This is a genomic window from Asaia sp. SF2.1 (assembly GCF_000505765.1).
Lineage (GTDB): Bacteria > Pseudomonadota > Alphaproteobacteria > Acetobacterales > Acetobacteraceae > Asaia > Asaia bogorensis.
In genome coordinates, this window is sequence record NZ_AYXS01000013.1 from 31679 (window position 1) to 52626 (window position 20948).

At 60.0% G+C, this 20948-nt stretch carries 18 protein-coding genes and 1 pseudogene; 5 read left to right on the forward strand and 14 right to left on the reverse strand.

What is annotated here, in order from left to right; translation table 11 throughout:
- Positions 1 to 3: 3 nt before the first annotated feature.
- The 9 genes from leuB to P792_RS36020 form a co-directional block, all read right to left on the reverse strand.
- Complete coding sequence (gene leuB, locus P792_RS27970) at positions 4 to 1056, reverse strand: 3-isopropylmalate dehydrogenase (protein WP_369794228.1); 1053 nt, start codon at positions 1054 to 1056, stop codon at positions 4 to 6.
- A gap of 53 nt (positions 1057 to 1109) precedes the next feature.
- Positions 1110 to 1742, reverse strand: a complete 633-nt coding sequence (leuD, locus tag P792_RS27975; RefSeq protein ID WP_023978622.1) for a 3-isopropylmalate dehydratase small subunit — start codon at positions 1740 to 1742, stop codon at positions 1110 to 1112.
- Complete coding sequence (gene leuC / locus P792_RS27980) at positions 1742 to 3160, reverse strand: 3-isopropylmalate dehydratase large subunit (RefSeq protein WP_031240743.1); 1419 nt, start codon at positions 3158 to 3160, stop codon at positions 1742 to 1744. The genes leuD and leuC overlap by 1 nt, the downstream gene beginning before the upstream one ends.
- A 23-nt stretch (positions 3161 to 3183) precedes the next feature.
- Positions 3184 to 3564, reverse strand: a complete 381-nt coding sequence (gene rplS, locus P792_RS27985; RefSeq protein WP_023978624.1) for a 50S ribosomal protein L19 — start codon at positions 3562 to 3564, stop codon at positions 3184 to 3186.
- Positions 3565 to 3589: 25 nt separating this feature from the next.
- Entirely contained in the window at positions 3590 to 4291 is a 702-nt protein-coding gene (gene trmD / locus P792_RS27990) for a tRNA (guanosine(37)-N1)-methyltransferase TrmD (protein ID WP_023978625.1), read from the reverse strand.
- Positions 4288 to 4872, reverse strand: coding sequence for a ribosome maturation factor RimM (rimM, locus tag P792_RS27995; RefSeq protein WP_035439857.1), 585 nt, complete (start codon positions 4870 to 4872; stop codon positions 4288 to 4290). Before rimM ends, trmD begins: the two co-directional genes overlap by 4 nt.
- A gap of 31 nt (positions 4873 to 4903) precedes the next feature.
- Positions 4904 to 5239: a 30S ribosomal protein S16 gene (gene rpsP, locus P792_RS28000; RefSeq protein ID WP_023978627.1), complete on the reverse strand. Its 336-nt coding sequence runs from the start codon at positions 5237 to 5239 to the stop codon at positions 4904 to 4906.
- A 50-nt stretch (positions 5240 to 5289) separates the two neighbouring features.
- Entirely contained in the window at positions 5290 to 6687 is a 1398-nt protein-coding gene (ffh, locus tag P792_RS28005; RefSeq protein WP_023978628.1) for a signal recognition particle protein, read from the reverse strand.
- A gap of 322 nt (positions 6688 to 7009) precedes the next feature.
- Positions 7010 to 7549, reverse strand: a complete 540-nt coding sequence (locus P792_RS36020) for a Spy/CpxP family protein refolding chaperone (RefSeq protein ID WP_051395869.1) — start codon at positions 7547 to 7549, stop codon at positions 7010 to 7012.
- A gap of 404 nt (positions 7550 to 7953) precedes the next feature.
- Between P792_RS36020 and P792_RS39665 the strand changes: the two are divergent.
- The 3 genes and pseudogenes from P792_RS39665 to P792_RS28020 form a co-directional block, all read left to right on the forward strand.
- Positions 7954 to 8025 (forward strand): annotated as a pseudogene (locus tag P792_RS39665) (EspF repeat-containing protein); the annotation flags it as partial.
- Positions 8026 to 8080: 55 nt separating this feature from the next.
- A complete protein-coding gene (locus P792_RS28015; protein WP_023978630.1) occupies positions 8081 to 9394 on the forward strand; it encodes a sugar ABC transporter substrate-binding protein in 1314 nt (437 codons plus the stop codon).
- Between the two features lie 152 nt (positions 9395 to 9546).
- Positions 9547 to 11211 carry a glycoside hydrolase family 13 protein gene (locus P792_RS28020; protein ID WP_235075456.1) on the forward strand — a complete coding sequence of 555 codons (1665 nt, stop codon included), beginning with the start codon at positions 9547 to 9549 and terminating at the stop codon, positions 11209 to 11211.
- A 112-nt stretch (positions 11212 to 11323) separates the two neighbouring features.
- Here P792_RS28020 and P792_RS28025 read toward each other — a convergent pair whose 3' ends face one another.
- The 5 genes from P792_RS28025 to P792_RS28045 form a co-directional block, all read right to left on the reverse strand.
- Positions 11324 to 12817 carry a UdgX family uracil-DNA binding protein gene (locus P792_RS28025; protein WP_235075457.1) on the reverse strand — a complete coding sequence of 498 codons (1494 nt, stop codon included), beginning with the start codon at positions 12815 to 12817 and terminating at the stop codon, positions 11324 to 11326.
- The gene (locus P792_RS28030) at positions 12814 to 14046 is read right to left on the reverse strand and encodes a putative DNA modification/repair radical SAM protein (RefSeq protein ID WP_023978633.1); all 1233 of its coding nucleotides are present in this window, start codon (positions 14044 to 14046) and stop codon (positions 12814 to 12816) included. Before P792_RS28030 ends, P792_RS28025 begins: the two co-directional genes overlap by 4 nt.
- Positions 14047 to 14141: 95 nt before the next feature.
- Positions 14142 to 16700 carry an HWE histidine kinase domain-containing protein gene (locus tag P792_RS28035; RefSeq protein ID WP_023978634.1) on the reverse strand — a complete coding sequence of 853 codons (2559 nt, stop codon included), beginning with the start codon at positions 16698 to 16700 and terminating at the stop codon, positions 14142 to 14144.
- On the reverse strand, positions 16693 to 17268 hold the full coding sequence (locus tag P792_RS28040; protein ID WP_023978635.1) for a biliverdin-producing heme oxygenase: 576 nt from the start codon (positions 17266 to 17268) through the stop codon (positions 16693 to 16695). Before P792_RS28040 ends, P792_RS28035 begins: the two co-directional genes overlap by 8 nt.
- A 473-nt stretch (positions 17269 to 17741) precedes the next feature.
- Positions 17742 to 18713, reverse strand: a complete 972-nt coding sequence (locus P792_RS28045; protein ID WP_023978637.1) for a 3-hydroxyacyl-CoA dehydrogenase family protein — start codon at positions 18711 to 18713, stop codon at positions 17742 to 17744.
- 143 nt (positions 18714 to 18856) lie between these two features.
- On the opposite strand from P792_RS28045, the gene P792_RS28050 reads away from it, so the two are divergent.
- Together P792_RS28050 and P792_RS28055 are read left to right on the forward strand one after the other, a co-directional pair.
- Positions 18857 to 19819, forward strand: a complete 963-nt coding sequence (locus P792_RS28050; RefSeq protein ID WP_161630839.1) for a LysR family transcriptional regulator — start codon at positions 18857 to 18859, stop codon at positions 19817 to 19819.
- A 161-nt stretch (positions 19820 to 19980) separates the two neighbouring features.
- Complete coding sequence (locus P792_RS28055; protein ID WP_023978640.1) at positions 19981 to 20934, forward strand: LysR family transcriptional regulator; 954 nt, start codon at positions 19981 to 19983, stop codon at positions 20932 to 20934.
- Positions 20935 to 20948: the final 14 nt, after the last annotated feature.

Consider the following 20948-nt stretch of genomic DNA (forward strand, 5'->3'; position numbering starts at 1 on the left):
CTCTCAGGCCAGCTTCTGCATTTCCTGAAGAACAGCGGCGCCCATTTCCTCGGTGCCGACGCGGTTCATACCATCGGACATGATATCGGCCGTGCGCAAGCCACTGGCGAGCACATTTGATACCGCCTTCTCGATCAGACAGGCCTCATCTTCACGCTGAAGCGAATAACGCAGCAGCATGGCGAAAGAGAGGATCTGCGCCAGCGGATTTGCAATACCCTGCCCTGCAATATCCGGTGCCGAACCATGAATGGGCTCGTACAGCGCATGGCGCTTGCCGCTCTCCTGCACCGGGCCCAGCGTGGCCGAGGGCAGCATGCCCAGCGAGCCGGTCAGCATGGAGGCCAGATCGGAGAGAAGGTCACCAAACAGATTGCCGGTCACGATCACGTCGAACTGCTTCGGGTTGCGGACCAGCTGCATGGCGCAGTTATCGGCCAGCATATGGCTGAGCGTGACATCGCTGTACTCACGCGCATGCAGCGCGGTCACAACCTGCTTCCACAGCAGGCCGCTTTCCATCACGTTGCACTTCTCGACCGAGCAGACGCGATTATCGCGCAGGCGGGCCAGTTCGAACGCAACACGGGCCACGCGCTCGATTTCCGACGTCGTATAGACCTCGGTATTGATTCCACGCTGTGAGCCATCGGCCAGCGTTTCAATGCCACGTGGTTCGCCAAAATAGATGCCACCCACCGTCTCGCGCACGATCATGATGTCGAGACCGGCCACGAGCTCCGGCTTAAGCGAAGAGGCATTGACCAGAGGCGGAAAGACCTGAGCCGGGCGCAGATTGGCGAAAAGCTCGAGTTCCTGACGCAGGCCCAGAATAGCTGCCTCGGGACGCTTGTCGAACGAGACCTCGCTCCATTTCGGATCGCCTACCGAGCCGAACAGCACGGCATCGGCTTCCTTGGCCAGCGCCACAACTTCGGGGCGTAATGGCACGCCGTGAACAGCCAGCGAAGCCCCCCCGACGAGTTCTTCCGTCATTTCCAGCTTGAGGCCCTTGGCCTCATCCAGCCAGCGCGCAATCTTGACGACTTCGCGCATGACCTCGGGGCCAATCCCGTCACCGGGAAGAACGAGTAGCTTATGGGCCTGGCTCACGAAACCGTCTCCATCACAATGGTGGGGCGCCAGGATTCGTCTCTCTGACGCTTCTGTTCGAAGGACGCGATGGCGCTGTCATGCTGCAGGGTCTGCCCGATATCATCGAGCCCCTCGATCAGCATGTGCTTGCGAAACGCATCAACCTCAAACGCAATGGTGCTGCCATCGGGGCGCTGTACGACCTGTTTCTCCAGATCGACAGTGATGCGGGCATTGGCCCCCATCTGCGCATCTTCCATGAGGCTCTCACAGATTTCGCGCGGCAGACGGATCGGCAGGATGCCGTTCTTGAAGCAGTTATTGAAGAAGATATCGGCAAAGCTCGGCGCGATCACGCAGCGGATACCGAAATCCAGCAGCGCCCAGGGCGCGTGTTCACGCGATGACCCGCAGCCGAAATTGTCCAGCGTGACCAGAATTTCGGCCTGGCGGTATGGCTCACGATTCAGCACGAATTCCGGCTTTTCCGATCCGTCCTCGTTATAGCGCTGCGCGGCAAAGGCGTTCTTGCCAAGGCCGCTTCGCTGGATGGTCTTGAGAAAGCGTGCCGGGATAATCTGGTCCGTGTCGATGTTCTCGACCGGCATCGGAGCCGCAATGGCGGTGAGTGTGGTGAACTTGTCCATCATGCCATCTCCCGCACATCGACAAAGCAGCCTGTGACCGCCGCAGCCGCCGCCATCGCGGGCGAGCAAAGATGCGTCCGGCCACCCGGCCCCTGACGCCCTTCGAAATTACGGTTCGAGGTCGAGGCACAACGCTGGCCAGATGTCAGCTTGTCCGGGTTCATGCCCAGACACATCGAGCACCCTGCCTCGCGCCATTCAAATCCGGCGTCGAGAAAGATCCGGTCCAGCCCCTCGGCCTCGGCAGCGGCCTTCACATGGCCCGAACCCGGCACGACCATGGCGCGCACGCCCGGTGCCACATGGCGGCCCTTGGCAATGGCGGCTGCTGAGCGCAGATCCTCGATGCGGCTATTGGTGCAGGAGCCGATAAACGCTACGTCGATCTTGGTCCCGGCGATCTTCTGACCGGCTTCGAGACCCATATAATCGAGCATACGCTGTACCTGACGCGCACGGGCCGGATCGTTGCAGCTTGCCGGATCGGGCACGACACCATCAATGGCAATCACGTCCTCAGGGCTGGTGCCCCAGGTCAGATTGGGCTGGATGGAGGCGGCATCGAGCGTCACCTCAGTGTCGAACACAGCGCCCTCATCGGTGGCCAGCGTACGCCAATAGGCGCAGGCCTTCTCGAAATCCTCGCCTTTGGGGGCAAAGCGGCGACCTTCAACATAGGCAAAAGTCGTCTCGTCCGGCGCAATCAACCCGGCGCGGGCACCTGCTTCGATCGACATGTTGCACAGCGTCATGCGCCCGGCCATGTCGAGCGCACGGATGGCGTCGCCTGCGAACTCCATCACATGGCCGGTCCCGCCAGCGGTCCCGATCTTGCCGATGATCGCCAGCATGATGTCCTTCGCCGTCACGCCGGGGCCAACCTGGCCTGCCACCGTGATGCGCATGTTCTTGGCCGGCTTCTGCAGCAGGGTCTGCGTGGCCATGACATGCTCGACCTCGGAAGTGCCGATACCGAAGGCCAGAGCGCCCATCGCACCATGGGTCGATGTATGGCTGTCACCGCAGACGATGGTCATGCCAGGCAGGGAGATGCCCTGTTCGGGCCCCACCACATGCACGATCCCCTGGTCTTTCGAGCGCAGCTTGAAATAGGGAACGCCGAATTCGGCAACGTTCTTTTCGAGCGTTTCGATCTGGAGCCGGGATTCCGGCTCCTCGATCGGCAGCGAGCGGTCGGAGGTCGGCACATTGTGATCGACCACGGCCACCGTCGCATCCGGACGGCGCAGGCGCCGCCCGGACATCCGCAGGCCCTCGAAAGCCTGCGGGCTTGTCACCTCATGGAGAAGGTGCCGGTCTATGTATAGGACGCAGGTGCCGTCCGGGAGGCGTTCGACCACATGGTCATCCCAGATTTTATCGAACAATGTTCGCGCCACCGTACTCTCCTTTGTCATGAACCGGTTTCGACTATCCTGATTTAGGAAGCCGTCTTGGCAACGTCACGGGGACGCTCGGCAATACGAGCCGACTTGCCGCTACGCTCACGCAGATAATACAGCTTTGCACGACGCACCTTGCCGCGACGGACAACAGCGATCTCGGCGATGGAAGGGGAGTAGAGCGGGAAGATACGCTCAACGCCTTCACCGTTCGAAATCTTGCGAACCGTGAAGTTGCTGTTCAGGCCCTTGTTGGAACGGGCAATCACAACGCCTTCATAGGCCTGTACGCGCTCACGCGTGCCTTCAACGACGCGCACGCCAACGCGCACGGTGTCACCGGCCTGGAATTCGGGAACCGGACGGGCGGCGGTCAGACGCTCGATTTCGCGCGCCTCATACTGCTGGACAATGTTCATGGTACTTCTCCGAGAAAACGAAAATTTATCTGTTGGTCTTGGCTTCAGCATAGGCCGCCCAGAGGTCGGGGCGTCTGGCCTGTGTCACAAGGCAGGCCTGCTCGTGACGCCAGGCCGCAATCGCAGCATGATGTCCTGAAAGCAGGATGTCCGGCACATCCATGCCATCCCATGAGGCTGGCTTGGTGTAATGCGGGTATTCAAGCAGACCGTCACCGAAGCTTTCTTCGGCATCGCTCAGCTCGGACCCCATCACACCGGGCAGGAGGCGCACGCAGGAATCGAGCAGTGCATAGGCAGGGATTTCCCCGCCCGACAGCACGAAATCGCCAAGCGAAATCTGCACGACATTGCGTCGCTCCAGAACACGCTCATCGACGCCCTCGAAGCGCCCGCACAGCACCACAACCCCGTCACCCGACGCAAATGCGCGCGACTGCGCCTGCGTCAGGCGCGCACCACGCGGCGTCGGGTAGATGACCGGGCGGCCATCGGCCTCGATCGAGTCCAGCGCTTCCGCAACCACATCGGCCCGAAGCACCATGCCCGCACCACCGCCAAATGGCGTGTCATCCACGGCGCGATGACGCCCACGCCCGAAGTCACGCAGATCATGCACACCCAGTGACCAGACGCCTTCTTCAAGCGCCCGCCCCGCCAGGGAGAACCCCAGCGGCCCCGGAAACATGTCCGGGAAGAGGGTGAGAACATCTGCGCGCCAGGTCATGACCGCACCGCCACATCGGCCTTGCCCGACAGATCACCCTCGACCTCCACCTCATGCGGCGGCTCGACAATGATCCGGCCCTGATCGAACAGGATTTCGGGCACGCAGGCATGGGTGAAAGGCACGATCAGATCCTGACCCTTGCCTCCCTGCCCGGCTGCCGTGATTTCCAGGCTGACGCCCGCGCCGTAATCATGAATGACCGCGACCGTGCCGAGAACCGCACCCTCGCGGGTTTCGGCGCGCAGCCCGATCAGATCGGCATGATAGAACTCGTCCTCATCCGTATCGGGCAGGCAGTCCCGGCCGACATAGAGCTTGAGGTTCACGAGACGCGACGCTTCATCGCGGTCAGTAACGGGGCGACCCGACGCGTCGAACAGACGCGCGATGCCATGACCCTGCCATTCCGCCCGCCATACGCGCCCCTTCTCGTCATGCAATGCCCCGATATCCTCGACCGAAGCCGGGTCATCGGTTGCCGCGAAAAGATGCACGAGCCCCTTCACGCCATGGGGCCTGCCCACGGTCGCGACCAGAATATCTTTCGATACATCCGAAGGGGCGCTGACGGTCGTCATGGATTACTGAAGCCTATCCCTGGTCTATGGCTCAGGCTGCGGCCTTGGCGGCTGCACGCTCCTGGGCGCGCTTCTTCGGCGCGGACTGCTTGGGCTGCTCGTTGTAAACGGGCTTCTCGATCAGGCCGGCATTGCCAAGGAAGCGGGCAACGCGATCGGTCGCCTGTGCGCCGTTCGACAGCCAGTGCTTGATGCGCTCGTCGTTCAGACGGATGCGGTCAGCATGGTCGGAAGGCAGCATCGGGTTATAGGCGCCAACCTTCTCGATGAAGCGGCCATCGCGGGGGCTACGGCTGTCAGCAATCACGATGTGGTAGTACGGACGCTTCTTGGCACCAGCGCGCGAAAGGCGGATCTTAACGCTCATATTTTTACTCCAGGGTATCGAAAACTATGTGAAAATCATGCCGGTTGGGGTTAGCGACGCGGGCCGCCAAAGCCACCGCCGGGCCGCCCGCCGGGAGCACCGCCCGACATGAGACCGGAAAGCATCTGCTTCATGCCACCGAGGCCCATCTTGCTGATGCGCTTCATGATGGTAGACATGTCGTCAAACTGCTTGAGCAACTTGTTGACCTCCTGAACCGTCGTGCCGGAACCGGCAGCGATACGCTTCTTGCGGGAGGCCTTGATGATTGAGGGCGTCTTGCGCTCGTCCTTGGTCATCGAGGAAATAATGGCCTGATGGCGCCGGAAGATCGAGGTATCGAGATCCTGATCGCCAAGCTTGTCCTTCAGCTTGCCCATGCCCGGCAGCATGCCGATGATACCGGAGATGGAACCCATCTTGCCGATCTGACGCAGCTGCGAGGCATAGTCGTCAAGGTCGAACTTGCCCGCCATCATCTTCTTGGCGACGCGTTCGCTCTCTTCATGGTCGAGCGTCTCGCTGGCCTTCTCGACCAGCCCGGCGATATCGCCGAGGCCGAGAATACGCCCGGCCACACGCTCGGGATAGAAATCGTCCAGCGCCTCGAGCTTTTCGCCCATACCCACCAGCTTGATGGGCGCGCCGGTAATCGCACGCATCGACAGCGCCGCACCACCGCGTGCATCGCCGTCCATACGGGTCATGACGACACCGGTGATGCCGACCGCCTCGTTGAAGCGCTGCGCAGTGTTCACCGCGTCCTGACCCGTCATGGCATCGACCACGAGCAGTGTCTCGACCGGGCTGGTCGCGTCGCGTACGTCGCGCACTTCCTGCATCAGGGCTTCGTCGATCGACAGACGACCTGCCGTATCGAGAATGACGACGTCATAGCCTTCGCGACGCCCCGTCTCGAGAGCGCGCTTCGCAATCTCGACAGGCTGCTGGCCAGCGATGATGGGAAGCGAGCCCACGCCGACGCGCTCGGCCAGCTGCTGAAGCTGAAGCTGCGCGGCAGGACGCTGCACGTCGAGCGAGGCCAGCAGAACGCGCTTGCGCTCACGGGTCAGAAGACGCAGGGCAATCTTGCCCGATGTCGTGGTCTTGCCCGAGCCCTGAAGACCGACCATCAGGATGGGCACCGGCGCCGCAGCAGCAAGGTTCAACGGCACATTGCCCGCACCGCCAAGCGCCTCGATCAGGGCATCATTGACGATCTTGGCAACAGCCTGACCGGGAGAAATGCTTTCCAGCACCTCCGTCCCGACGGCCTTTTCCTTCACCTTGTTGACGAAGTCGCGCACAACGGGGAGCGCCACGTCGGCATCCAGCATAGCCAGACGCACTTCACGCATCGCTTCGGCAACATCCGCCTCGGACAGCCTGCCGCGCTTGGACAGACCCTCAAATACACCGGAAAGCTTGCCAGAAAGCGTGTCGAACACGTTGAACCCTTATAAGCAACAGAAAGACGCCACTGCGCGAGTCTTCGCGGGGTGGCGTTTCAAATCTGGACAGGGAGCTAAAGCGGTGGGGCGGCAAAGTCAAGGCAAAACCTGCCCTGCGCCCGCCTGCCCCCGCTTCAGCATCACGATGACAGAAAAAGGGCAGGCGGGACAGCGATCTGCCCCACCTGCCCCTCCTCTTCCCGGTCACACATCAATCAGGCCGCCCGACCCACACAGGCTGAGCAGCAGTGATCGTCATGGACCCGACCTTCAGGGGCGGCTACCCGCCCCCTCGGCAGCACCTCGCGGCGTTGCGGGATCAGGGTGCGTCGTCGTCATCCTTGTCGGCGGCGCCCTTTACATGGGGAGGCCGCAGCAGATCACGGATCTGGCCTTCAAGCGCGTCGAGCTTGTCCTGCGTCACGCGGGCCTTGTCGAGCTGCTCGGGTGTCAGAACATCATGGATAGCCACGGCATCGGCGGCCATCGCCTCTTCATCCTTGGCGTTCAGAGCCTCCTTCTGCTTGATCAGCCCATCGAGTTTCGCCTTGTCGACAGGCCCCTTGGCAAGAAGCAGGGCGCCAATCTGGGTGTCCAGATCACGGCGCTGGTGCATCGCCTCGCGACGATCCTGACGATGGGCATGCATGAGAGCATGGATCTTGTCGCGTTGCTCCTTCGTCAGATCCACACCGCGCAGCATGCCCATCAGCGGCGGGGGCATCATCATGCCCATGTGGCCCGGCGGCGGGGGAACGGGATCAACAGGACCGGGAACCGGAGGATGTGCATAGGCAAGAGCCGCAAGAGAAGGCGCGGCAGCGAGTGCCAACATGCAGAAAGTTTTCTTCGAGATCATGCTCGTCATCTTCCTATATTTGTGAAGACACCAAGAACGATGTCCTTGACCTCCGTATTAGCAAGAAGAATGCGGAGAACTAGGGCGAAAGCACTACAGATTGTATGGATTGTTACAGAGCCTCTACCGCCCGCACCGCAAGGCGCGACCTGCCAATGCCTGCCCGCCCCACAAGGCACGGACACGCATAACACATTCATGTTACAGGCTTGTCATCTTCTTGTTAATTTACCGAAAGGATGACAGCGTGTGCCGACGCGTTTCCTCAAGGAATGGGACGCAGGAACCCGAACGCCAAGAGTTACTTGATCCATGCTCAGGCATCATACCGACCCCGCTGCCAACGGCCCTGATATCACCCTGCCCTGTTCGCCGTGCCCTGAGCGCCTGGCGACAGGGAATGGCTGTTACATTTAAGCCGCTCCCTCGCGGAACATGGCTCTGCCTGTCCCGCATGGCCGGCCCCTCTGCCGCCAGCCAGACTCTACCCTAGCGCCTTACCTCACCAGAGTTTTTCCAAGGACAGCCCACATGAAGAAATCCCTGCTTCTGGCCAGCGCCGCCCTCGGGCTGGGACTTGGCGCCCAGGCCAAGGCCGATACGACCCTGACGATTGCGACCGTCAACAACGTGCAGATGATCGAGATGCGCAAGCTGTCGAGCGTGTTCGAGAAAGCGCATCCCGATATCCACCTCAACTGGGTCACGCTTGAGGAAAACGTGCTGCGCCAGCGCGTGACGACCGATATTGCCACCCATGCCGGTCAGTTCGATATCCTCACCATCGGCAATTACGAGGTTCCGCTCTGGGCGAAGCAGGGCTGGCTCTACAAATTCGATAATCTGTCTGCTGCCTATGACCTGCCGGACATCATCGCGCCTGTGCGTGAGAGCGTAAGCTATGAGGGCAAGGTCTATGCCCTGCCCTTCTATGCCGAAAGCGTCATGACGCTTTATCGCAAGGATCTCTTCGCCAAGGCCGGGATCACGATGCCCGAAACGCCAAGCTGGGACCAGATCCGCGACTTTGCCGCCAAGACGACCGACAAATCGACCGATACCTATGGCATCTGCCTGCGCGGCAAACCGGGCTGGGGCGAAAACATGACGGTGGTCACCACCATGGTCACGAGCTTTGGCGGTCAGTGGTTCGATATGAGCTGGAAGCCGACGCTCAATACCCCAGCTTGGCATAACGCCATCACCTATTACAGCTCTATTCTCAAGCAGTTCGGGCCGCCGGGTGCCAGTGCAAACGGGTTCAATGAGAACCTGTCCCTCTTCGCTACCGGGCATTGCGCCATCTGGGTCGATGCCACCAGTGCCGCGGGCACGGTATTCGACCCCAAGCAGAGCTCTGTGGCTGACAAGGTCGGTTTTGCCTCCCTGCCCACCGGCAGCTTCAAGGGTGGCCCGACCTGGCTCTGGTCGTGGAACCTTGCCATTCCGGCATCGTCCACCCACGCCGAGGCCGCCAGCACGTTCATCCAGTGGGCGACCTCCAAGGAATATATCCAGCTTGTGGCCAAGACGGATGGCTGGGTGAATATTCCCCCCGGCACGCGCAGCTCGTCCTATCAGTCTGCTGAATACCAGAGGGTCGCACCCTTCTCGTCTTTCGTGCTGAAGGCCATCGAAAGCTCGAACCCCTCAGGCCAGACGGCCCAGCCGCGCCCCTATGTCGGTGCGCAGTTTGTCGATATCACCCCGTTCCAGGGCATCGGCACGCAGGTTGGCCAGACAATCGCCTCCGTTCTGGCAGGCTCAACCACCGTTGACGCTGGCCTCTCAGCCGCCAATGCCGCCACCAATCGCGTCATCCGTCAGGCGGGATATCAGAAGTAAGTCGTCCTTGCCTTTTACCCGGCGGCAATTGATCTGGAATCTGCGATCCATCCATCCTGCGGGGTGGGTGGATCGGTGCAATTTAGTGTGACTAAGCCAACCCGGCTGCCGGCCAGATGTTTCCCGAGACTAATCTCATGGAAAACAATGCGATGTCTCAGAACGGTTCAAATCCTGTCTGGTGGAAAGACGCGGTTATCTACCAGGTCTATCCACGCTCATTTGCAGACTCCAATGGTGATGGCATTGGCGATCTACCGGGCATCATCAGCTATTTGCCCTATCTCGAGCATCTCGGGATTGATGCCTTGTGGATCTCGCCCTGCTTCCAGTCCCCGCAGGGGGACGCGGGTTACGACATTTCCGATTATCGAAAGATCGACCCGATTTTCGGTACGGTCGATGACTACGAAGCCCTGATCAAGCAGGCGCATGATCACGGCCTGCGCGTCATTGCCGACATGGTGCCCAACCATACCTCGGATCAGCATGTCTGGTTCAAGGAAGCGATGGCTTCCGAACCCGGCAGTGTTGCCCGTGCGCGATATCTGTTTCGTGACGGCAAGGGAGAGAATGGCGATGAGCCACCCAATAACTGGCAGAGCGTCTTTGGCGGGATAGCCTGGACACGTGAACCTGAGCGCAAGGACGGCAAACCCCGGCAATGGTATCTGCATCTGTTCGATAGCTGTCAGCCCGACCTGAACTGGGACAATCCCGAGGTCCGGACAGAATTCGAGTCCGTCCTGCGCTTCTGGCTGGATCGCGGCGTCGACGGCTTCCGCATCGACGTGGCTCACGGTCTGATCAAGGAAAAAGGCCTGCCGCCCTATACCGAGCGCGCCACGATGGTGGGTGAGGACGACGACAAGACCCCGAGCGACGCCCCCATGTGGGACCGCGACGGCGTGCATGAAATCTATCGCAGCTGGCACAGGCTTCTGGCCAGCTACCCCGGTGACCGGATGCTGGTTGCCGAGGCCTGGGTCAAGCCGCTCTCACGCCTTGCACGCTACGTCCGGCCTGACGAGATGCAGCAGACGTTCAACTTCGACTATCTGCTCTGTCGCTGGAACGCTGCCAAGTATCGGGAAATCATCACCGACTCCCTTGAGGCCATGCACAAGGTTGGCGCCATAACAGCATGGGTCATGTCCAACCATGACACCGTACGCCATGCCTCACGGCTGGGACTGAAGGACGCCGGCGCACGCCCGCAGGGAATCGATGCGGCCCATGAGCAACCTGACGAGGCGCTCGGCCTGCGCAGGGCACGGGCCGTAATCTTCATGACGCTTGCCCTGCCTGGTTCCGCCACGCTGTATCAGGGAGAGGAGCTTGGCCTGCCGGATCACACCACGCTGGACCGGAAGTACCGGCAGGATCCCGCTTTTTTCCGCACCGATGGCAAGGAAATCGGTCGCGACGGTTGCCGTATCCCCCTGCCGTGGAGCGACAACGGGCCATCGCTTGGCTTCAATGAAACAGGCAACCTCTGGCTGCCCCAGCCCGATCACTACAAGACCTATGCGGTCTCGGTAGAGGAAAAGGACCCTGACTCAACACTCGCGCTCTATCGCGCACTGCTCGCCGAACGCAAAGCCGCCGGGCTCGGTCATGGTGCGCTCAGCTGGGCAGAAGAACGCCGTAACGTGGTCGAGTTCACGAATGGCCCGATCCGCGTCGTGCTGAACTGTGGCAGCGATCCTGTCTCTCTTCCAAAGGGCGATATAATCCTGGCCAGCCATCCTGTCGAAAAGCCGGGCTTTCTGCCGGGTAACGCCGCAGTCTGGATGCGCGAGACACAGGAAAGCTGAGGCGCACCGGAGGCGTTGCGGTCGCGGCGTCAATACGCGGGAGAGGATGAGGAGCGCGACGACAGCCTTCGCGCTCCTCAAGTTTCGACAGGAGCCTGCTGCAATGCGCTGGCTACGTCGCTGCCCGCTGCGCACGGAGCCAGTCGCGCGCGATGGCGAGTTCCTGCTCGAAACGGGCTTCCTCCTCCTGCGCCCGCTGCGGGTCCGGGAGGCGAAGCAGATAGGACGGGTGGATGGTAGCAAGGCTTGGGGGGCGCAGACCATTGGCGCCGCGCACATGCCCCCGGCTTGCCCCCAGCCTCGCACTCTTCCCCTCAAGTGACTGCAAGGCGGTTGCACCCAGCGTGACGATGAGCTTTGGCTGGACGAGGGCAATCTCCTGACGAAGCCAGTCCGAACACGCGACGATTTCGGTTCTGTCCGGCGTCTGATGAATTCGCCGGCGACCTTTCGAGACAAATTTGAAGTGCTTGACCGCATTGGTCATCCAGACATCCTCACGCTCGATGCCCACAGTTGCAAGAACACGGTCAAGAACCTGTCCAGCCGGGCCGACGAAAGGCTTGCCCTGCAAATCTTCCTGATCGCCCGGCTGTTCACCGATCATCATGAGGGATGCGTTCTCGGGCCCGATACCGGGCACCACCTGTGTCGCATGACGGCACAATGAGCAGCGTTGGCAGCGCTCCAGAGCCGTCGCCAGCGCCGGAAGTCCCGTCAGACCTGCCTCTGCTACCCTGACCTCCTCCGCCTTGCGCTGCCATTCCGCCTGATGGCGCTCATGAAAACCGGGGGCCGTTCCATCATTCTGCAACGCAACCATGGCTGCCACACGGTTTTCAGCATTGGCAAGCATTGATGGGATCAGCCGCGTCTCAGGAAGGTTCTTCCAGTACTTGGTTGGCATTTCCGAACGCATCGCCTTCGTCTTGATGCGCGCAGGGTTGAAGATCGATTGGTAATAACGGTGCCACAACGTCTCGACATCGTCCTTGAGGTCCGGAGGCTCGCACGGCGTTCTCTCGATGGCTGCCTTGCCGTTCTCAAAAAGGATCGACCCGATTGGCGTTAGAATAAGCCAGTCCATGTCTGAAAAGCGTTCGGCAAAGAACGGGGCCACCGTCTCAAGAATATAGTGCTCAGGCTCGAACCAGGCGATAAAACGCCTCCGCGCGCCCTCTTCTGCGTTATCCTCTCGAAACCGAAGGAATGCCTTCATCTTGTGCGCGTCGCGACGGATCTGATGGTCCATACGTGCCGCCTTACGCACATCCGGATCTGTCGCGATTGCGGGAAGCGCGGGCTCTGTCTGGAGCCGCCAAAGCAGGCGATAGGCAAGAGCGAAACGCTTCGGATCGCGGTACCGCAGGATCGAACGAAGCATGGCAAGCCCTGCCTTGCTGACATGCGCGCCAGAGAGAGTCGGGCCGTCAGCGGTCGGCTCAAAAGCAGCAACCAGCTCAGCAGCTCCAAACAGTTCCGGCTGGTCTGCGTCAGGACTAGCCCATTCGATGTCGTCTGGCCTCAGCCCCTGTAATAGCGCAGCCCTCGCCGTGCCACGCCACTGTTCAAACCCGGCATCTGCCGGGAGAGAAATCGACTTCACAGCAAGCTCAATTGCTGCGGCTGCGGGCGGAACGATGCGGCGAGATTCTCCTTGTCGATCAGACGGCCGGGCGACCAGTCCGCTGTCACCACAAAGGGTTTGATCTTGCGCAGGGACACGTTCAGACGCTCCACATCTTCCAGCCTGATGATCCGATGACGGCGCGCCGAAAGCAGGGCACCGACACTTCGCGGACCAAGGCCCGGTACGCGCAACAACATCTCACGGCTCGCACGGTTCAGATCGAGCGGAAACTGGGCCCGGTTTTGCAAAGCCCAGGCAAGCTTTGGATCGAGCTCCAGATCGAGCATGCCATCCTGCCGTTCAGCAACGATCTCCTCGAAGGAGAACCCATAGAACCGAACCATCCAGTCTGCCTGATACAGGCGATGCTCCCGCAGGAGCGGGGGAGACTGGGCAGGCAAGGCCAGCGAGGCATCTGGGATGGGGCTGAAAGCCGAATAATAGACGCGACGCAGCGCATAACCGGAATAGAGCGAGGCACTGCTGCGCAGGATATCGCGATCGGTCGATTTATCGGCTCCGATGATCATCTGTGTGCTCTGGCCACCCGGCGCAAAGCGTCTTGGCTTGCGACCGCTCAGTGTCTTGTCGCCTGACTCCTGTATACGCAGGCGTAGCGCACCCATGCTCTGTCGGATATGGCCCGCATCCTTTTCGGGCGCATAAGCCGCCAATCCGGCATCGGTCGGCATTTCCACGTTGATGGAAAGGCGATCTGCATAGAGACCGGCTTCTTCAATGAGATTCGGTGCCGCATCGGGGATTGTCTTGAGGTGGATGTAGCCGTGAAAATGGTGGACCAGACGCAGTTCACGCGCCACACGCACCATTTCCTCCATTGTATAGTCGGAGGAACGGATGACGCCCGAAGAGAGGAACAGACCCTCGATATAATTACGTCTGTAGAACTCGAGCGTGATCCAGATGATTTCCTCGACTGTGAACCGCGTGCGCTCGATTTTCGACGATGAACGATTGATGCAGTAAGCGCAGTCATAGATGCAGAAATTGGTCATCAGGATCTTGAGCAGCGAGATACAGCGTCCATCGGGCGTGTAGGCATGGCAGATCCCGTTCGGGGCCTTCGAGCCCAGCCCTTCCTCACCCGGTTTCTTCTTCGAACGCGCGCCGCTGGATGCGCAGGACGCATCGTATTTGGCGGCATCGGAGAGGATTTCCAGACGTGCGGCGAGGGTCTTTTTCATACACCCGAAATGGGCATCGCGCAGGAACAAGTCAAGAACGTCAGAGTGCGGTAAACACCGTTAATTTTGTTCAGAAAAGGCCGCAGTCCCTAGCCTCAGGCGTCCCCTCCCTCAGGGAAAACACGGAGCAATTCCTGAACAGCGCTCCTGATTGAGTAGGGCTTGCGCAGAACAGGAACATCCCTGAACTCAGCCGGAATCATCGTCCGGTCGGCATAGCCCGTTGCGAAGATGAACGGCACATTCTTCTTGCGCAGAAGCGTCGCCACTTCGTGGGAGTTTTCCTTGCCCAGATTGAAATCGAGCAGCGCGATATCCGGGCAGCGGTCCTTGATGGCCTGCAATGCCTCATAGACCGACGAGACGGTACGGATATGACGCACACCATAGGTGCTGAGAGCCTGCTCTGTTTCCATCGCAATCAAAAGCTGGTCCTCGACCAGGAGCACATTGGCCGCATGCAGACGCTCCGTCTGGGCGGTATCGGCCATAATCGGCCCTTCGGTTTCGGGAACGGTCGCTGTCTCGGCCACCAGAACAGCATGACGGGCCGGGAAAGTCAGGCGGATGAAAAGGCCTTCCGGCCTGAACTCCCGCTTCGCCGTTCCGCCCAGTTCATGCGGAATCGCACGTTCGAGCAAAATGGAGCCAAACCCGTTGCCTTTGGGCGGATTGACGTGTGGGCCGCCTGTCTCGGTCCATTCGAGCACCCAGCAGCCTTCAGCCTCGTCAATGAACCAGCGGATATGCAGATTGCCGCTCGGCACCGACAGCGCGCCATATTTCGCCGCGTTGGTTGCCAGTTCGTGCAATGTCAGGGCGGCAACCGACAGGGCAGGCCCGGAGAGCCACAGATTGGGGCCATCAAGAATGACGGCGGTGGGCTGATGCCGGTAGGGTTCGAGTTCGGCCTCCAGCAGGGTGCGCAGCAATCCACCGCCATCGGTGCGCGCAACCTGATCATGCGCACTCGCAAGCGCCTTGATACGCCCACGCAGAATCTCGACATATTCCTCAATGGTGCGCTCTTTGGCCACAGGGCGACCGATGAGAGACTGCACAACCGCCAGAATATTCTTCACGCGGTGGTTGAGTTCCTCATTAAGCATGCGCTGGCGCAAATCGGCGTCAGCCCGCTCGGAAAGCTGCTGCTGATGATAGACGCCCATGACCTCGATCAGGGCCGAGCGCAGCTGTGCCGCGGCCTCAATGTCGAAGCTGGACCAGGGAAGGCAGCGCTCATGCACCTGCTCTTTCCAGATCGCGAAGCTCTGGCGCGGTGTCAGGCGCGGGCCGTGTGGCCCATGCTGATAAGTCTTGTGCGGATCCCCGCCCCAGTTGATGGTCTGCACGATTTCACGACGAAACAGGAAAACGTAGTTTTCCGGCTGGGGCGAGATCGGAATGATCAGCACACCAGCAACATGCGCTGTATGCGCCGCGATCCAGGGGTGATCCTTGACCAGATGATCCGACTGCCAGATCTGTGTTCCAGCCTTCGTGCGGGCCAGCTCCACGAAGTGGTCCTGCACCTCGCGAGGTGCTGCAATCCCGTGTCCCGTCCATTCATTATCGATCCAGATGGCAATACCATCGGACTGTATGAGCGGTGCCAGACGACTGATCTGCCCGCGCAGATAGGCGGGCATATCGGACACAGAGGCGGCATTGCGCAGGACGCTCTCGATCAGCCCGTGCGTTCGCTCCGCAACCTGAAGGCGCGTGGTCTTGAGGATGACGATAACCTGAAGCGCAAAGAACTCCGCAAACATCTGTACGACGGCGCGCTCGGCAATCGGGAGCATGCGGGGCGCGTAATGGTGACACGCAATCATGCCCCACAGGGCGCCATCGATGACAATCGAGATCGACATGGAGGCGCGAACCCCCATATTGGTCAGATATTCGCAGTGGATCGGTGAAACGCTGCGAAGCTGCCCCAGGGACATATCGAGCGGTGAAAGCCCCTCCCCCTCGACCAGCGGCACCGGGACAAACTTTACGTCCCCGATCATGCGAATGGGCGAACGGCGATAGAGTTCGCGCGCCTGAGCCGGGATATCGGCGCTTGGGAAATGCTGCCCCAGAAAGCTTTCCAGCGAAAGCGCCCGCGCTTCCGAGACGACCTTGCCAGACCAGTCATCGGCAAAGCGATAGACCATCACGCGGTCATATTCGAGCAGGCCGCGCATGAGCATGGTCACGACATCGAAAAGGCGGGTGATATCAGTCGTCTTGCGTACACGGTCCATCATGCCGTGAAGCTGGGTGAGAAACTTGGTGGCACGGTGTGTCGGCGCGGCGGGCTCACATTCGAGCACCACCTCTCCGTTGACAATATGCACCGCCAGATCGAAAAACAGATCGGGTCCCAGCGCCTGATTGAGCAGGAAGACCGGGCGACGCTGCGTCACGCTCAGCGTCAGGCCATTACGGATGTCGTGAATGACGTCCGCACCAAAAAGCGCGATCAGGTCAGCCCCGATCCCCAGCCCCTCATGATGCAGCATTACCGGTGCATTGGCCGAGTGCCGCAGAACAACAAAATCGCTGATCGTGCAGGTGATCAGACAGCCATGAGGCTGGATGCTCCCTGGAATGTGGATCGGCTCGCGATCACAACTCGTCAGATCGACCTGACCAAACTCAGCCATCGACTTTTTCCTCGGCGCGATCGACCTGCTTCACGGCATCACGCGCATGACGGAACAGAGTGGCAGCAGCCCGCCCTGCTTCATCCGCATCAAATTCGGGAGCATTTTCCAGAAGGTCCAGGAACCTGCGCCAGTTTTCCGGCTTCGCCGTCTGTTCGGCCAGATGACTGGCTCCATAGGCCGTATCGAAGCCAAGGACCGCAGCGCGTCGCGCAATCACTCGCCCGCCCAGTGCCGATCCCTCGAGCGTGTAAAGCATACCCATAAGTTCAGAATCCGTTGCGGGCGCCGCAATCGCCCTCATCTCGGGCGGAACGATCCCGAGACACCGCAGATCCTCACTCAGGCTGCGCTGCATGCTGACAGGCCGCCAGCCCTCAAACCATGTGGGGTAGATTTGCCCATGAAGGGCATTTTCGGCAGCGAGGCGAAAACCGGCAACACCGGCAACATAGCGCCGATAGTCCCCCACTGACGCGAGCTCTCCGATAAGGTGATCGAGTTGCTCGTGCGCCTCATGCACATGCGCGCGCAACGCAGCACGACGGGAGCTTTCGGCGTTCAGCACGACAATCCCGGGAAACTCACCCTATCAGACATGATCTCGAAGTTCCGTTCCGCCAACGTGAATGACTTTCCATTTAAATCACTCTGTAGCGCAATGTAAACTCGAAGTTTTCCCGCCCGGACCATGAAATCGTTTTTAGGCAATATTTGTAAGTATAAAGTTAACGAGAAACGAACTTCGTAAATAAATCGTTGCACACAATAAACCGCAGCCCTGTGCCGGGCATCGTCCTATTCGACCTGATGGGGATTAAGGCCGAGATGTAGTTCGGCTTGGTGACCATGTGACAAATCGCGTCCCACGGGGAGGTCCTGACACCGTATCGGAGAGGTTTTCCCAATACGCTCTACTTTGCAATATGTGCCCCTTATGTTCCAGACACCACGTTACGGCGCCCTTGCCCTTTTTGAACCTTACAACGAACAGCTCTTACGGCGCCCGTAAGAGCTGTGAAAAGGACAGGGCTTCCAGGATCATTTCTTTTCAAGAGGCGACGGGCCGAGCTCCCGCAGCAGTTCCGCCATCTTAGCATAGGCCTTGTTCCGGTAGGCCACGAGCGCTGCCGCCTCCTCCGGTGTATATTGCCCGTAATATCCCGCGCCGTTCTTGACCCCGTATTTGCCCTCCGCAACAAGCTTCTTCACCGTGTCCGGGCATGAAAGACGCTCGCCAAACGCATTCTCGGCCGTCACGAAACCATTCACATACACTTCCAGACCCGCCATATCGGCAATCGCAAAAGGCCCGAAGAAAGGCAAGCGGAAGCCGAAGGTGGAGCGTACGATCGTGTCTACATCCTGCGGCGTGGCAATCCCCTCCTCCACAATGGTGTTCGCTTCCTTGAAAAGCACATATTGCAGGCGGTTCAGCACGAAGGTCGGTCGGTCTGCCACCTCGGCTGACTGACGGTTGACACGGCCCAGCATCTCCTTGACCGTTGCCACGACCTCCTTCGTCGTCTCCACACCCGATACAAGTTCGACACCCGGAATAAACGGGGCCGGATTGCTGAAATGTACGGTAAGAAAACGGGCCTGCCCTGTCACAAACGGGGCGAGCACGTGCACCGGAATGGTGGAGGTGTTGGTTCCGATAATGGCATCCGGCCGCGCGGCTGCGCTGATGCGCCCCAGGACCTCTTTCTTGACGTCTTCACGCTCGAAAACGGCCTCTTCGATGAAATCGACGTCGCGCACGGCATCCTCAATCGAGGCAGCCGTGGTGAGGTTGGTCATGATACGATCATAGCTGCCCGGCAGGATGAGCCCCTGATCCTCAAAGGCGCGCGCCTCGCCCAGCAGGCGTTCATGCGCACGCTGTGTGGCCTCGGGCGAAATATCGGCCAGCGTGACGCGCATGCCGGCCGCCGCCATGCTTTGCGCAATACCGCCGCCCATATAGCCCGCACCGATGACAGCAGCACTTCTGATTGTCTGAACGGCCATGATATTTCCTCACGATCATTTTGATGGACGCTGGAAACGGGATGTTCCAGCGATGTCGTGGACGTAGAAATATTCACCCGGAACGGGGAGCGTCCAATATTCGTATCGATACGATCCATACCTATTTTAATATGAAACTTGCCATGTCACATTCCCATCTTGGCCCGTTCTGGTTCATCGCGTCGCGCCTCAAGCTTCGGCATCTGCAACTTCTCGCGGCTTTTTCGCGCCACTCGACGCTGTTGGCCGCGGCCGAGAGCCTTGGCATGGCCCAGCCTGCCGCTTCAAAACTCATCGGCGATCTCGAGGAGTTGATGAAAATCCGGCTGTTCCGGCTGGAGGGGCGACGGATGATCCCCACCTTTGCAGGCGAGGTCCTGACCCGCCATGCGCTTGTCATGCTTGATGAACTCGAACGTACGCGCGTTGAACTGAACGCCCTTGTCGATGGCAGGATTGGCCATGTCTCGATTGGCGCCATCGATGGTCCTGTGGTGCAGTCACTCGCCGACATGCTGCGCATCGCACAGGATGATTATCCTGAAATCGAGCTCGAAATACGCAGTGGCCCGAGCGACAGTCTTTTTCAGATGCTCATTGATGGACAGATCGACATCATGCTGGGCCGGCGTCCCGTCATTCCGTCGGCTCATCCTGTAAGCTACGAGGAGATTGCATCAGAGCAACTCGTTGTCGCAGCAGCTCCAGACCATCCGCTCGCAGCTTCAGGGCCGCACACGCTCGAAGCCCTGTCTGAATTCCCCTGGATTCTCCAACGTCGCGGCAGCCGGTCGCGCCAGCGCCTCGAGGAACTATTTCTCGAGCGCGAACTGCCCCTGCCAACCCGCATCGTCTCATCAGATTCCTGGATGATGACACTCGCCTACATCACGCGCAGTCAGGCGCTCACCCTGCTTTCGGCCCCGGCCGCCGCCCTGCAATCGGATTTCGGTCAGATCGCCATTCTGCCGATCGATTTTTCCTTTAATGTCGCCCCGTGGGGGATCATGACCGTGCGTGAACGCGCTCCAACTCCAGCAGCCCTTACTGTCATGACACTCCTGCGCCAGTGCATCCCTCAGATGTCGTCGAGCCCGCAGGACTAGGTGCGCCTGTATCATGACATCAGGCGTGAAGCCCCGGCAGTTGCGCGCGACACAGCATATGATTCAGCAATTGTCATGGCGCGAGAGCGCATCTGAAGCCCCATGCGCGCCCCTAAGCCCCAGCGGCTGTCCACTCGATATGTGACGCGGATAACCATCTCATGACCGCCCATTCTCTCATCAACCGTCTCAAGCTGCGTCACCTCCGGCTCATTCTGGAACTTGAAGCAACCAATAACCTGCACCGCGCTGCCGAGCGGATGAATCTCTCCCAGCCTTCGGTGTCCAAGCTGCTGCAGGAAGTCGAACACGCGCTGAACACGCGTCTTTTCGAGCGCTCGTCACAGGGGGTATTTCCCACCCCAAGCGGCGTTTTGGCCGCGCGTCATGCCCGCCTGATGCTCAATGATATCGACCGTCTTCAGCTCGATATGAACGCAATGCAGGAAGGGACCTATGGCACGGTGCGTGTGGGCTCGATTGTCGCCGCCCTGCCCGACATCATTTCGCCCGTCTTTGCCCGCATCGCTCAGACGCAACCCGGCATCAGTCTCTCACTGACCATCGACACGAGCGATGCGCTTTTGCTGGGTATGGAAACGGGTCGCCTCGATTTTGTCATTGGGCGCGCACTCGGCTTGCACGGCCCGATGGCGCTCGATTGCCGTGAGCTCGCCCAGGAGCCGCTATGCGTCGTGACCAGCATCCATAACCCGATGCCCGACCCCGGCACCCTGACACTGCAGGACGTCGCGAACGAAAAATGGATTCTCCAGACGGCACCAAGCCCCATGAGACGGGCGATCGAAGCCGCATTCACCACGGCACTTCTGCCCTTGCCTGCTCATCCCATCGAAGCGTCTTCGATGTTCGCGACCATCGACCTGTTGCTTCATTCCTGCCTGCTGGCGGTCATCCCCTGCAGCGTGAGCCAACATTACGAAAAAGCCGGGCTCATACGCCGTCTTTCAGTTGTCATGCCCGATTTCCTCGGGCCCTTCTCGCTCATCAGCCAGCCGGGACGACCGCTTTCCCCCGCGGCACAGCTGGTTTTCAGCGCCATTGAACAGGAGTCGATCAGAATTCCTGATCGGTCGGTTCAATCTTGCTTCTAGCGCGCCATTAACTT